Origin of the sequence: Streptococcus downei MFe28 (assembly GCF_900459175.1) — a bacterium.
In the GTDB taxonomy this organism is placed as follows: Bacteria; Bacillota; Bacilli; order Lactobacillales; family Streptococcaceae; genus Streptococcus; species Streptococcus downei.
The window spans coordinates 239,612-254,081 of sequence record NZ_UHFA01000002.1 but is presented as its reverse complement, the minus strand read 5'-3'; the positions used below and the strand labels follow the sequence as shown (position 1 = coordinate 254,081).

Below are 14,470 nucleotides of genomic sequence, written 5' to 3'. Positions count from 1 at the left end.
CAGCTCCTTTTAAATGTTGATTTTTATGATAGAATTATTGTAACACAAAAAAGCACCAAACAAGAAGAGGAGAGCAGATGGCTAACTATGGATTTCTGTCGGTACTGGAGGAAGAGCTGGAGCAGCACTTGGACTATGACTTCGCCATGGATTGGGACAAGAAAAACCATGCGGTAGAAGTGGCCTTTGCTCTAGAGGCACAAAATAGCGCTGCTATCGAGACGGTCGATGACCAAGGAGAGAGCTCCGACCAAGACATTCTCTTTGAGGACTACGTTATCTTCTACAATCCCCAAAAGTCTCGCTTTAATCCCGAGGACTACTTGGTGGCCGTTCCCTACCAGCCTAAGAAGGGCTTGTCCAGAGAGTTTCTGGCCTACTTTGCCGAGAGCCTCAACACCGTCGCCACCGAGGGCCTCAGCGACCTCATGGACTTCCTAGCAGATGATACCATCCAAGAATTCAGCCTCCATTGGGACGACCGAGCCTTTGAAAAAGGCAAGGAGAAGTTGGTAGAAACGGAGTGGTATGGTTATCCGAGGTATTAATCTAGGGAGAAAAGATGAGAAATCGAAGCAAAAACATTAAATCTTTTTGATGGACGGCGAGGTAACAGGAAGAATAAAATGTACCCTGTCTAACTGGATAGGGGTTATTTATAAAATTCCCAGAATCCAACTCAACAAGCTAAGAGACCGTCAGGAATTGAAACAAAGTGGCATCTACTTTTTATTTGGCAAGGATGATGAAAGGCAAAAGGATGTGACCTATATTGGCCAAGCTACAAGCCGAAAGAATGGTGAGGGCGTTTTGTTTCGTGTACAAGAACATACCAGAGATTCACACAGTGACTATTTTAATGATGTGATTATTCTGACGACCCAGAATAACTCTTTTGGTCCCACAGAGATTAGTTATCTTGAAAATAGATTTACCAACCTAGCAAAAGAGACGGGGCGGTTCATCGTTAAAAATGGGAACGAGCCAAACCTTGGTAATGTAACCGAAGAAAAGAAATCCGAGTTAGATGAAGTGGTAGAGAATGCCATCATTATTATTGGTACCCTAGGCTATAAGCTATTTGTGCCGATGGTTACAAAGTCAGAGCTAGGAAATATAGGCGAAAAAGCTGATACAAAAATTTTTTATCTCAATCGCAAGAGTAAAAAATCAAACACAACTATTCAGGCAACTTGTAAACGGACAACAGAAGGATTTGTTGTCTTAAAGGGGAGCATGGTTGAGTTAATGGATTCACCAAAAATTCCTGCGGTCGTCAAAAAAATGCGTAAGGACTTACAAGAAGCAGGCATAATAAAAGAAGGGATATTACAAGAAAATCAACTCTTTAACAGCCCGTCATATGCGGCTGCCTTTATCTTAGGCAAGCACACTAACGGTCGTACTGACTGGAAAGATGAGCAAGGGGCTAGTTTAAGAGATTTAGAAGAGCAAGAAATCAAGGAGTAAAAATCTTGAAAAAACGTAGAAAGCTTTTCCTTCCAAAAAATATTTAGCGCCTGATTGCGTTAAAACTATCTTCTTTTTGAATACCGATACCTTGAAAGCGCCCATAATTATTTAGGGCACCTCTAAAAACCCCAAACTTTTAAATTAAAGTGTTGATTTAGCAACAATTGTAACGACAAAATCGCAATTTTATTGAGTATTTAGAGGTGCCCTTTAAATAGACTTTAAAAATTCTCGAAAATGGAAAGTTTTTAAAGTCTACTTCAAAAACTTTTTACTAGAAGACTAGCTTGGAAGGGGCTCTTGAGAGGGTTACCTTCCTTTTCTATGCTATAATGAGGGTACTGTAAATCATGAGGAGGTTTATCATGGACAAGTGGCAAGAGTTGACGGTGACGGTTAATCGTGAGGCCCAGGAGGCGGTTGCCAATATTTTGGTGGAATCGGGTAGTCAGGGCGTGGCCATTACAGATAGTGCCGACTATTTAGGTCCTGTTGGCAAGTATGGCGAGCTCTTTCCTGAGGTTGAGCAGTCGGATCAGGTCAAAATTACGGCCTACTATCCTGAATCCATGGGAATTGAAGCCATTAAGGCACAGGTTAATCAAGCCATTCAAGAGCTACCAGAATTTGGCTTGAAGACAGGTCAGGCAGAGCTTTCTAGCCATGAATTGGCCGAGGCAGACTGGGCGGAAAACTGGAAAAAATACTACCAACCAACCCGTATCAGCCATGATTTGACCATTGTCCCCTCCTGGACGGAATATCAAGCTGGGCCAGGAGAGAAAATCATTAAGTTGGATCCTGGCATGGCCTTTGGAACGGGCACCCATCCGACAACCAAGATGAGTCTCTTCGCCTTGGAGCAGGTTCTGCGTGGTGGTGAAACCGTCTTGGATGTTGGGACGGGTTCGGGTGTGCTCTCCATCGCCAGCTCCCTGCTTGGTGCCAAGGATATCTACGCCTATGACCTAGATGAGGTGGCTATTCGGGTGGCTCAGGAAAATATTGACCTCAACCCTGATATGGCCAATGTCCATGTGGCTACGGGTAATCTCTTGGAAGGTGTGGACCAGGAGGCCCATGTCATTGTGGCCAATATCCTAGCTGATATTTTGGTGAATCTGACCGATGATGCCTACCGTCTGGTTAGGGAAGAGGGCTATCTGATTCTTTCGGGGATAATCGCTGAGAAATTAGATTTGATTCTAGAAGCAGCCTACACTAGTGGTTTCTTACTGGAGACCCAGATGGTTCAAGGGGAGTGGAATACCCTGATTTTCAAAAAGACCGATGACTTGTCGGGCGTGATTGGGGGATAGAGTCAGGTGCAACAATACTTTGTGAAAGGACGGCCTGAAAATCCCTTAACGATTAAGGATAAGGACACGCTTAAACACATGTTTCAGGTCATGCGTTTGAAAGCGGACGATAAGGTAACCTTGGTCTTTGATGACGGCATTAAACGCTTGGCTAGGGTCCTAAATGTGGACAGTCAGACCTTTGAAATTCTCCAGGGTTTGGAAGATAATGTCGAATTGCCTGTCTCGGTTACCATTGCCTCGGGCTTTCCCAAGGGAGATAAATTGGATTGGTTAACGCAAAAAGCCACCGAGCTGGGGGCGGATGCTATCTGGGCCTTCCCTGCCGACTGGTCGGTCGTCAAATGGGACGGCAAAAAGTTAGCTAAGAAGGAGGACAAGCTGGCTAAAATTGCCCTAGGTGCAGCCCAGCAGTCCAAGCGTAATCGCCTGCCTCAGGTTAAACTATTTGAGAAGAAGAAGGACTTGTTGAAGCAGTTGCCTGACTTTGATAAAATTTTTCTGGCTTACGAGGAAAGTGCCAAGGCTGGGGAATTGTCTACTTTAGCTAGCTCCCTCAGACAGAGCCAATCGGGTGATAAACTGCTCTTTATCTTCGGACCCGAAGGAGGCATTTCTCCTCAAGAGCTGGCTGAGTTTGAAAAGTCAGGAGCCATTCCAGTCGGGCTAGGCCCTCGGATTATGCGAGCCGAAACCGCCCCCCTCTATGCCCTGAGTGCGGTTAGCTTTTATACAGAATTACTAAAATTTTAAAGAGCGCCTGTCGAGGCGTTTTTTTACATTTCCGGTTCTAGCTAGCAAGTAATGATCTGAGGTGAGATTTTTATTCCTAGTTCCTAATTTCTTTCATCTTTCCTTCCCATTGGAAAAGTGTTAAAATTAAGGCAACTTAGGTCGGAGAATTTGCTGGCCGCAGGCTTTCATAGGGACTTGCAGGGCATTTTCACAGACCAGATTCAAGTTTTAGTTAGAGGTATCAAGATGGCGAGGAATCCAAACCTAACAGGTCCAGAAGTTGTTGATTTGGTTAAGACCTATATGACTCCAGATGATGTAGCTATAGTTCAAAAGGCCTTAGATTATGCAACAGAAGCCCATAAGACTCAGAAGCGCCAATCGGGTGAGCCCTATATTGTTCACCCTATTCAGGTGGCAGGAATTTTGGCAGGTCTCCAGCTGGATGCGGTGACGGTTGCCTGTGGTTTCCTCCACGACGTGGTAGAGGATACAGAGGTTACCCTGGAGGATCTTGAAAGAGATTTTGGCCTAAAAGTCAGCCAAATTGTTGATGGGGTCACCAAACTGGGTAAGGTGAAATATAAGTCTCACGAGGAGCAGTTGGCGGAAAATCATCGCAAGATGCTCATGGCCATGTCCAAGGATATTCGGGTCATTCTGGTTAAATTGGCAGACCGCCTTCACAATATGCGAACCCTAAAACATTTACGGCCTGATAAACAAAAACGTATATCTCGTGAAACCATGGAAATCTATGCCCCCCTAGCCCATCGTTTGGGGATTAGTGCAATCAAGTGGGAGCTGGAAGATTTAGCCTTTCGCTATCTCAATGAGGCAGAATTCTACAAGATTTCCCATATGATGCACGAGAAAAGGCGGGAACGCGAAAGTCTGGTTGATGAGATTGTTGAAAAAATCAAGGCTTATACGGCTGAGCAAGGGCTTCAAGGAAAGATCTATGGTCGGCCCAAGCATATCTATTCGATTTACCGTAAAATGCGGGACAAGAGGAAACGTTTCGACCAGATTTATGATTTGATTGCCATTCGCTGTATTATGGATACTCCTAGTGATGTTTATGCCATGTTGGGTTATATCCATGAACTTTGGCGCCCTATGCCTGGGCGTTTCAAGGACTATATTGCCAACCCTAAATCTAATGGTTATCAATCCATCCATACGACGGTTTACGGTCCCAAAGGCCCAATTGAAATCCAAATTCGGACCCAAGAGATGCATGAAGTGGCTGAATACGGGGTTGCTGCCCACTGGGCCTACAAAAAAGGGATCAAGGGCAAGGTTGACGCTCAAGAGTCAGCTATCGGGATGAACTGGATTCAGGACTTGGTTGAATTGCAGGCAGGCTCCAATGGCGATGCCCAGGAATTTGTCGATTCGGTCAAGGAGGATATCTTCTCTGCCCGGATTTATGTCTTTACGCCATCGGGGGATGTTCAGGAATTACCCAGAGACTCTGGTCCGATTGATTTTGCTTATGCCATCCACACCCAAGTCGGTGAGAAGGCTGTTGGGGCTAAGGTCAATGGTCGGATGGTCCCTCTGACAGCCAAGCTCAAGACCGGTGATGTGGTGGAAATTGTTACCAATCAGAATTCCTTTGGTCCTAGTCGGGACTGGATTAAGCTGGTCAAGACCACCAAGGCCCGCAATAAGATTCGTCAATTTTTCAAGAACCAAGACAAGGAAATGTCCATCAGCAAGGGGCGTGAGCTTCTGGTTGATTACTTCCAAGAGCAGGGCTATGTGGCCAATAAGTATTTGGACAAAAAGCATATTGATGAAATTCTCCCAAGGCTGAGTGTTCGTAGCGAGGAAGCCCTTTATGCGGCCATTGGTTTTGGTGAAATTAGTCCCGCTGCAGTCTTTAATCGTCTGACAGAAAAAGAAAGACGAGAGGAAGAGCGGGCCAAGGCCAAGGCAGAGGCCGATGAATTGATGAATGGTGGCGAGGTCAAACACCAGAATAAAGATGTTCTCAAGGTCAAGAGTGAAAACGGAGTCATCATCCAAGGTTCCTCTGGTCTGCTGATGCGGATTGCCAAATGTTGTAACCCAGTTCCTGGGGATCCTATCGAAGGGTATATTACCAAGGGGCGTGGGGTGGCCATCCACCGAGCCGACTGTCACAATATCAAGAGTCAAGACGGCTATGAGCAAAGATTGATTGATGTTGAGTGGGATGAATCTAGCCAGGCTGGTCAAGAGTACCTGGCCGAGATTGACATTTATGGTCTCAATCGTTCAGGTCTCCTCAATGACATCCTACAAATCCTCTCTACCCAAACCAAGAATATTTCCACAGTCAATGCCCAACCGACCAAGGATATGAAGTTTGCCAATATTCATGTCAGCTTTAAAATCCCTAATTTAACCACCTTAACGACGGTGGTGGATAAGGTCAAGGTGGTTCCGGATGTCTATTCCGTAAAACGCACAAATGGTTAAAATCATACCTAATACTTCGATTTCGGACCCAACAAACCAAAAGGAGGCTCTTGAACTATTATGAAAATTATTTTACAAAGAGTTCGTCAAGCCCAGGTGACTATTGATGAAAAAATGGTCGCTTCAATTAGCCAGGGGCTCCTTTTACTGGTTGGCATTGGTCCAGATGATGGCCCTGAGGATTTAGACTATATGGCCCGTAAAGTCCTTAATATGAGGATTTTCTCGGACCCTGCAGGCAAGATGAATCTCTCGGTTCTGGAAATTGGCGGACAAATCCTTTCCGTATCCCAATTCACCCTCTATGCCAGTACGAAAAAGGGGAATCGGCCTGCCTTTACCCAGGCAGCCCCACCCCAAATGGCCAGAAAACTCTATCAGGACTTCAACCAAATTCTTTCGGAAAGCTTGGTTCTTGAACAAGGAGAGTTTGGAGCAGACATGCAGGTCTCTCTGGTCAACGATGGACCGGTGACGATAATCTTGGACAGTAAAAATCCTTAAGTCTCCTTAGAGGCCTTAGGCGCTGGGACTAATGAGAGTTTGTCAGGGACTTCTAGAAGTGTTTGGCGGATAAAATTATTTCAAACATTAAAATGTTCATATATTGTAACCAAATAGTAATAATTTTAACGCTTGGAGTTTTATGCCCTTGAGAAAGGCTGAGTTAGCAGGACTCGGCCTTTCTTTTCTTTACAAAGCCAGTAAAATCAAAATAGTTTTGGGTATGAAAGAAGTTTCTCTTTTCAAGTATTCGGGTTGTGTTTTCATAAATTTTCAGTAAAATACATTTATGTTTTGAGCGCCTTTCAAGGAGAGCTCAATCATAAAAAATTAGAAGGAGAAACCGGCCGTGAAAAACCGAATGCTATCTCTCCCTAGCATGTTATGTTTACTTGCTTTCGGAATGGTCTTTTCCATTTCGGCTAAGCCTGCTCATGCCGATGAGTTTGCCAATCAACCGAGCCAGGTAGCTGATGAAGCTACTACGGTTGTTCGTCCATCGCAAGGCCTTGGCGAGCAGAGCCAGCCGCAAGCTGAAGAAGCCAGTCCAGCAAAGGAAGAGGAGACCAGCAATTTGAGTTTGAAGCCTCAGAATCAGCAAGATCAAGATAGTGAGAATTCTGAATCTAGTACAGAAGCTCAGGATCCTATCGAGCAAACACCACCTGAATCCGTTTCCCAAGCACCCGCTTCAGAAACGACTTCAGTGGAAACTCTGGCTGATCCTCAAACGCAAACTGCCAGTCAAAACCAATCATCCAACACAGACAAGAACGACGGACCTGGTGTCATCCGAGCGACCAGCGCTCAGCTAACCGCCACTCGGTCTGTCCTTTCTTCACAAACGGGCGATGCCATTGTCGACCTATCCGCCGACAAGGCCAGCTATCGTTCAGGTGAAGATGTCAACCTCTCTGTTGATTTTAAAAATACAACAGACAAGGAACAGGACATTACCGTTTATGCGGATGTCTATTATGTTGACAACAAACTTGGAACCTACAAGTTCTCTAAGCACCTCAAAGCCGGTGAAGGCTACAAGATGCAGGCTGGTGACTTGAAGATTCCTGGCTCACAATTTGAGAACAATCATGGCTACCTGCTGAAAATTAAGGTAGCTGACGCTGACAACAATACTCTCAGCCAAGTCAACAAGGCTATTGCCGTTGAAAGTGATTGGACCAAATTCCCCCGTTACGGAATTGTTGGGGGTTCACAAGATACCAGCAACAGCCTTCTGTCTAAGGATGCTGACCGTTACCGTGCAGAAATTGAAAAGATGAAGAATATGAACATCAATTCATATTTCTTCTATGATGTTTACAAGACTGCTACCAACCCCTTCCCAAGTGATGAAGCCACCTTTAAACAAGATTGGAACACTTGGAGTGGTTCTGAAATTGATACCCAAGCCGTAAAAGATATTGTCAACCAAGTTCATGATGGTGGTGCTGTTGCCATGCTCTACAACATGATTTTGGCTGAAAACACCAATACTGGTGAAGCTCCTGCTTTGCCAGAAACGGAATACGCCTATAATAGCGATGACCGTGGTTATGGTGCCCAAGGACAACCCATGTCTTATACCGTAAAAATTCCAAAAGACGGGCAAGAAGAGGAAGTCCAAATTCAACGTTACTACAACCCAACCAGCAAACTCTGGCAAGATTACATTGCTGACAAGATGGGCCAAGCCATGAAGAATGGTGGCTTTGACGGTTGGCAAGGTGATACTATCGGAGATAACGAAGTTTATGACTATGCTGATAAAGATAGCAATGACCCTTCTAAAAAACATTGGTTGACCGAAGGTTATGCAGAATTCCTGCGCGCCATTAAAGAAAAATTACCCAACTACTACTTAACCGTAAACGATGTTAACGGTGAGCAAATTTACCGCCTTAAGGACGGTAACCAAGATGTTATCTACAACGAAATCTGGCCCTTTGGTGGTTCAGCTCTCGGTGACGGCCGTAGCCAGACCGAATATGGCGACCTCAAGGCTCGTGTTGATGAAGTGCGTAAGGTAACTGGTAAATCCCTCATTGTTGGTGCCTATATGGAAGGTAGCGAAAAGGGTGGTTCAAAGGATGATGCCGAAGCAGGTAAAGCTCTGCAAACGGACGCCGTTCTTTTGACTTCTGCTTCAATCGCTGCTGCCGGTGGTTACCACATGTCCCTAGCAGCCCTTGCCAACCAGCAAGATGAAAGCGGTGGAGGCCAAGGTATTGGTGTTCTCCAAACTGCTTATTATCCAACTCAAAGCTTGAAAACATCAAGCGAATTGACCCGTAAAAACAACGATTATCAACAGTTCGTCACCGCTTATGAAAATATCTTGCGTGATGGTGTTGAAAATGATGATGCCCAAGTCAATACCTATAATTCAGAAGGTCAGCTCCTTTCGACCGATGCCAAGGGCATCAATGGCCACCAAGTGTGGACCTATGGTAAAAAAGGCGATAACTTTAGAACCGTTCAACTCCTGAACTTGATGGGAATTAACTCTGACTGGAAGAACGAAGATGGCTCTGCCGCTAACAAGACTCCAGACGAGCAAACCAACCTAACCGTTAGGTATGCTCTTGGTGATATCTCCATGGAAGATGCTAGGCGTATGGCCAAGCAAACCTACGTGACCTCACCAGATGACTGGTCTAAGTCTAATCTGCAAAAGGTTTCTGCTTCTGTGGAAACTGATGAAAATGGTAAGCCAGTCTTGATTATCAATGTGCCTAAATTGACCCTTTGGGATGTGGTTTATATCTCAAATGCCGATCAAAAATCTACCCCTCAAGCAGAGCAAACAGGAACACCTGCTGCCCAGGCTGGTGATGACAAGACGTCTCAAGACCAAGCTAGCAATGCGCAAGCGGACCAAAATCAAGCGAGTCAGCCAGCTCAAGAAGAAGCGAAAGCCCAAGAACAGTCAGCGCCAGTTGACCAAGTTCAAGCTGGAGATAAAGCTCAAGCGCCAGTAGCGCAAGAGAACTCGTCTAAGGAAGAAGTGGCTCAGCCAGCACAAGGTCAAGCGACCCCTCAAGCTGAAACGGCTACACCAGCAGCTCAAGCTGCAAGTCCAAGCCAGCCAACAAATCGTCAAGAAAACCAAGCTCCAGCGGGCGACCAAGTTCCAAAAGCTCAAGAAAATTCAGAGCAAGCTGGTTCAAATGGACCAGTCGCTCAAGAAGGTTCAAACAAGGAAGACGTTGCTCCAACTGCACAAGGTCAAGCAAGTCCTCAAGCTGACAGTCCAGCTAAGCAAGCTGAGCCTACCCAATCTGGTCAAGAAACTGGTGCCCCAAGTTCAAGTGAGCAAGACAAAGCTCAAGCTGAAACTGGTGTGCCAAGACCTCAAGCTGAAGCAGTAGCGCCGACTAAGCAGGCTCAACCAGAAGCTCAAGTCAGCCCAGCTCCTTCTGAGTCGACTAAGACCCCAGAGGCTTCGGCTCCTAGCCAGCCGGCTAGTCCAGAACAGGCAAGTGGTCAGTCTGACCAAACTCCTGCCAATAGCAAGCCTAGCCCAGAACCAAGCACTCCAGCTAACCCAGAACAAGAGGGAGATGCTGACAAGGGGCAAGCTTCTGCGCCAGAAGCTGACCAGCCAACCACTCCTGAAAATACAGGACAAAACGCTGAAGCCAGCGATGCTGATAAAAACAAGTCCAATGAGGCTGGCCCAAATCTTGATCCTAACAAGTCTGATCAGGATTCAGGCAAGGACCCTTCAACCGATAACTCTGGCAATTCAGCAACTCCAGATAAGGAGCCAGGTAACTCAGGTCAAAAACCTCTTGATCCTCAACCGCTGGATCCTAATGCGGATGCCAATAAACAGGAACAAACGGAACCAGTCCTACCTCTAGTACCAAATCCGACTCCTGATGTCAAGAAGGAAAAAGCTGATACACCTGAGGAATCTGATCCTGCCAAGGATAAAAAATCAGCAGCAGATGCTAATAAGGATAAGGCTTCAATGGAAACAGAAGACCAGCAAAAGCCGGCCGAACTTCCTAAGGAGGCTACTGAGTTGGAGAAGGTTGGTCAACCAGCCTCTCCACAGATTTCCAGTGTCCAAGAATCCGTTAGCGGTAAGACTGATAAGAAGATGAGACCTGTTTTGAAAAACACCAAGACCTCATCAGACAAGTTGCCTAAGACTGGGGATCACAAGACGGTTGGACTCATTATCCTACTAGGTCTTGCCTTTGTCGGTACAACTGGACTCTTGGCTAAACGCGAAAGAAAATAAGAGGCATTGATTGATGCGGTGGGAAAAATGGCAAGGAATGAAAGTCCATCAAGAGATTTTCATTCCTCTGGCCTTTTGTGAGGTCAAGCCTAGCCCAGCCCTACTTAGAAAAAATTGATGGAAGAAACGCTAAAGGAAGCCTGACGGTCAATCCCACATTGGGTCTGCCAAGTCAGGTGGTGGAAGGCCTGTGATTACTGGCTTTTCTCCCTTATTTCCCAGAAAATTCTAAGCTTGCCCAATAACCAATCAATCATTATGTCCAATATCAACTATTGAAGAGTAAAAAGGAAAATAAAGTAAAAGAGGCTCAGAAGGACAAAATAGCAGGAAATGGCTTAGTCACCTGAATTTTGCTCCCACCCTCTAGAAAGGAGTTCCCTTGCCATTAAGTAAGAAAAAAGCAGCGGTCCTTGTTGGTCTGCTAGCTATTGGGATGTCTTGGCAAGCTGCCACGACGGCAAAGGCTGATGAGATTGCTGAGGATTCAGCCAATCCATCAGTATCAGTGGCTGCGACTAATGAGGCGACGCCTAGTCAAGCAACCAGCCCTGTAAAGGATGACGGCGTGACAAGTGGTCAAACTAGTAGTCAAACGGCAACTGAGCAGGACCAGACGGCCCCTTCTCAAGTAGAGACTGAGAACACTCAGGAAGTGGCTCAGACAGGACCAGCGCCAGCAAGCGCTGCTGTCAATAGCTATGATAGTTCTAATTACGGTGCCCAGCTTCCCTACACAACCTACGAGGCTGAGGATGCCCAATTAGCTAATGGTGCCAACCAACAGGCCTCCGATGATGTTGATTCAACAGCCGTTGAAGCTTCTAATCAGAAGTATGTTGAGTTGCCCCATGAAGGTTCATCAGTAACCTTCCAAGTTCAAAAGCCAGCTAATGCCCTCAATGTACGCTACACCATTCCTGACGGGACAACAGGTCAATTGGATGTCCAAGTCAATGGAAATAGTGTGGCAACGCTGGATTTGAATTCTGCCTCCTCCTGGCAATACCTTGTCGGAGATAAGGAGCAGGATTCGGCTAGCGAAGGTGCCCGTGCTCGTTTTCGTTTTGATGAAGCCCATACCCTCTTGAACAATGTTCAACTGCAGGCAGGCGATAAGATTACCCTGGTCAAAAAGAAGGGGGATAATGTTGCCTACGGTATTGACTTTATCGAATTGGAAGAAGACCAAGGCCCCAAAGCCCAACCTGAAAATTCTATCAGTATTACGGATAAGGGTGCCGTTGCCAATGACGGCCAAGATGACAGCCAGGCCCTCTTGGCTGCCATTGCGGATGCTCAATCGACCGGCAAAAATGTCTACATTCCAGCTGGTCAATTTGATCTAGCCCAAAAGATTCATGTCAATGCTTCGAATATGAAGATTTCAGGTGCTGGTATCTGGCATACCAACCTGCATTTTACCAGCGACCAGGTTGGTGGTGGTGGATTTGAATTTGACCACAATGATAATGGTCTGGAAATCAGCGATTTCTTCACCGATTCAAACCTGACCTCCCGTTATAGTGAGGCTGCCAACTACAAGGCCATTGCCGGTACTCTAGGTAAGGATTCCTCTATCCACGATTTCTGGGAACAACACTTTGAAACCGGTATGTGGATTGGGGACTATGATGCCTCAAATATGCACTATACTGATGGTCTGACGGTTAAGGATTCTCGTATCCGTAACAATTTGGCCGACGGCATTAACTTTGCCCAAGGAACCAAAAATTCAACCGTCCAAAATTCAAACATCCGTGGGAATGGTGACGATGGCTTGGCCAGCTGGTCCAGCCGTGATGGTGCTTCCAACGCCAGCATGGATGAAAACAACAAATACCTCAACAACACCATCGAACTGGGATGGCGGGCCGGAGGTGTGGGTATTTTTGGTGGTAAGGGTCACGAAGTGGCTAACAACCTCATCAAGGATAACTTTGCCGGTGCCGGAGTCCGTATTAGTACGGTCTTCCCAGGTTACAATTTTGATAATAATGATACAGGTATCTCTGTCCATGACAATCTTCTTTATAGAACAGGGACAAGTAGCGACCTCTACAACCAAGAACGCGGAGCTATTGACTTCCAAACTGCCAATGGTGACATCAAGAACGTCACCATCAAGGATAACAAGTTGTTGAACTCCTTCGGCAAGAATGTCAATGCCATCAATGCCAACTTTGACCTGCCAGCTCAGGGGAATGGCGACATCCACCTTGACGGCAACACCATTGACACGACGGCTCAACTAGCCAATCAGGCTACAAGCCCTCAAGTGCAAGATTCGGCACCAGCCGACCAAGCTCAAGGGCAGGAGTCGACCCAAGCTCAGGAAGCCCCATCACAGGAGCCTTCTCAAGCTCCAGCTGGAGAGTCAAATCAACCAGCTCCACAGGCTGAAACTCAGCCAGGTCAAGAAGAACCTTCTGACCAAAATTCAGCAACAAACGATAGTGAGTCTGAGCCAAGTAGTGAAGCTCAAGCGCAAGATTCAGCACCAGCCGAGAAAGTCCCATCACAGGAGCCTTCCCAAGCACCAGCTGGAGAGTCAAATCAATCGGCTGACCAAGCTCAAGCAGGTTCAGAGAACCAGCCAGCTAATCAGACTCCACAAGCTCAACCTAGTAATGAGGAACAGGCTCAAAATAATGGAGAATCTGCCCAGGCGGATTCCCAAACGCAACCAGGTGCTGACAACCAAGCGCCAGCTCAGGGGCAAGACCAAGTTGATTCTGCACAAGGTCAAGATTCGGCTCCTACTACTGAACAGCCAGCCGACCCTGTAGCTGACCAAGACAAGGATTCAGACCAGGCTCAAGCAGGTTCAGAGAACCAAGCATCTGAACAGGCTCCTACCCAATCAGAAAGCCCTGCAGACCAAGGCTCAGCCACGAATGACAATGGTCAGGCTCAGTCAGAACTCGAAAATAGTAATGATGCCCAGTCTGATCCACTAGCGAATGCGGATTCTCAGGCAACTCCATCAGCTCTTGATGAACAAGCAGGCAACCTTCCTGCTCATCCAACGAATCCAGCTGTTCCCCAAGGGAGTCAGCCACAAGCTAGCCCAGAACCATCAGCTAACCAGCCCAGAACTCCAGCCCAGGCTCAACCGAATTTGGATCAGCCAGTTGCCGGTCAAGCGACTAGTCAACCAGATTTATCGAATCAAGACCAGGCTAGCAAGGATTCAGCTGACCCTGCAAATCAGGCTACACCTTCTGCTCAAGAGCAGGCGGTAAGCGACCAGACTCCAAGTCCGTCTTCGGAAAATCCGATTCTTCCTGATTCGTCCACAGATGCCAGCAAGGATCCTAGCGCTGATAATCAGACCGATCAAAGCCAAAAGTCACCAGATAATCTCCCAGCTCCAAGGGATTCTGCCCAAATGGGCAATGCTAGCAATGCACCTTCGGGCTCAGATGACTTACCAAATAGTCCAAGTGTCCCAGGTAAGGGAAGTCGTCCGGCTTCAAACCAGGCCCCAACAGGAAATCCCTCTGCCACTAAGACAGAGAAAAAATCCCAAACCTTGCCTGAAACGGGGGATCACCTGACGAGTGCCCTGTTGATGCTTCTCGGATTTGGTCTTATTCTAGTTGCGACAAGCTTGCATAAACACCAAATTGACTAATCGGATTGATACGCTAAAAATATTGAAGTTCAAGCAAGCCAGACCTTCAGCCTCGAGAGAGGCCAACACCTAGCTTTCACA

Annotated in this window: 8 protein-coding genes; all 8 read left to right on the top strand. The window is 46.6% G+C overall.

Going from position 1 to position 14,470, the window contains the following annotated elements:
• The first annotated feature begins 77 nt into the window (after window positions 1-77).
• The 8 genes from DYE66_RS01180 (at window position 78) to DYE66_RS01145 (ending at window position 14,389) form a co-directional block, all read left to right on the top strand.
• Entirely contained in the window at window positions 78-548 is a 471-nt protein-coding gene (locus tag DYE66_RS01180) for a DUF3013 family protein (RefSeq protein WP_002996282.1), read from the top strand.
• Between the two features lie 157 nt (window positions 549-705).
• Window positions 706-1,470 (top strand): GIY-YIG nuclease family protein, encoded by a 765-nt coding sequence (locus DYE66_RS01175; protein WP_420893812.1) that lies wholly within the window; start codon window positions 706-708, stop codon window positions 1,468-1,470.
• A gap of 368 nt (window positions 1,471-1,838) precedes the next feature.
• Window positions 1,839-2,792, top strand: a complete 954-nt coding sequence (gene prmA / locus DYE66_RS01170) for a 50S ribosomal protein L11 methyltransferase (RefSeq protein ID WP_002996092.1) — start codon at window positions 1,839-1,841, stop codon at window positions 2,790-2,792.
• A gap of 6 nt (window positions 2,793-2,798) precedes the next feature.
• Window positions 2,799-3,545 (top strand): 16S rRNA (uracil(1498)-N(3))-methyltransferase, encoded by a 747-nt coding sequence (locus DYE66_RS01165; RefSeq protein WP_002996310.1) that lies wholly within the window; start codon window positions 2,799-2,801, stop codon window positions 3,543-3,545.
• A gap of 228 nt (window positions 3,546-3,773) precedes the next feature.
• On the top strand, window positions 3,774-5,996 hold the full coding sequence (locus DYE66_RS01160; RefSeq protein WP_044123693.1) for a RelA/SpoT family protein: 2,223 nt from the start codon (window positions 3,774-3,776) through the stop codon (window positions 5,994-5,996).
• Window positions 5,997-6,056: 60 nt separating this feature from the next.
• Window positions 6,057-6,500 (top strand): D-aminoacyl-tRNA deacylase, encoded by a 444-nt coding sequence (gene dtd / locus DYE66_RS01155; protein ID WP_002996135.1) that lies wholly within the window; start codon window positions 6,057-6,059, stop codon window positions 6,498-6,500.
• Window positions 6,501-6,861: 361 nt separating this feature from the next.
• Entirely contained in the window at window positions 6,862-10,752 is a 3,891-nt protein-coding gene (locus tag DYE66_RS11075) for a glycoside hydrolase family 66 protein (protein ID WP_115324800.1), read from the top strand.
• Between the two features lie 382 nt (window positions 10,753-11,134).
• The gene (locus DYE66_RS01145) at window positions 11,135-14,389 is read left to right on the top strand and encodes a right-handed parallel beta-helix repeat-containing protein (protein WP_115324798.1); all 3,255 of its coding nucleotides are present in this window, start codon (window positions 11,135-11,137) and stop codon (window positions 14,387-14,389) included.
• Window positions 14,390-14,470 lie beyond the last annotated feature (81 nt).

What these genes read in the sequence shown, in the direction of transcription:
- DYE66_RS01180 (WP_002996282.1), top strand. Translation starts at nt 78, where the DNA reads ATGGCTAACTATGGATTTCTGTCGGTACTGGAGGAAGAGCTGGAGCAG.
- prmA (WP_002996092.1), top strand. Translation starts at nt 1,839, where the DNA reads ATGGACAAGTGGCAAGAGTTGACGGTGACGGTTAATCGTGAGGCCCAG.
- dtd (WP_002996135.1), top strand. Translation starts at nt 6,057, where the DNA reads ATGAAAATTATTTTACAAAGAGTTCGTCAAGCCCAGGTGACTATTGAT.
- DYE66_RS11075 (WP_115324800.1), top strand. Translation starts at nt 6,862, where the DNA reads ATGCTATCTCTCCCTAGCATGTTATGTTTACTTGCTTTCGGAATGGTC.
- DYE66_RS01160 (WP_044123693.1), top strand. Translation starts at nt 3,774, where the DNA reads ATGGCGAGGAATCCAAACCTAACAGGTCCAGAAGTTGTTGATTTGGTT.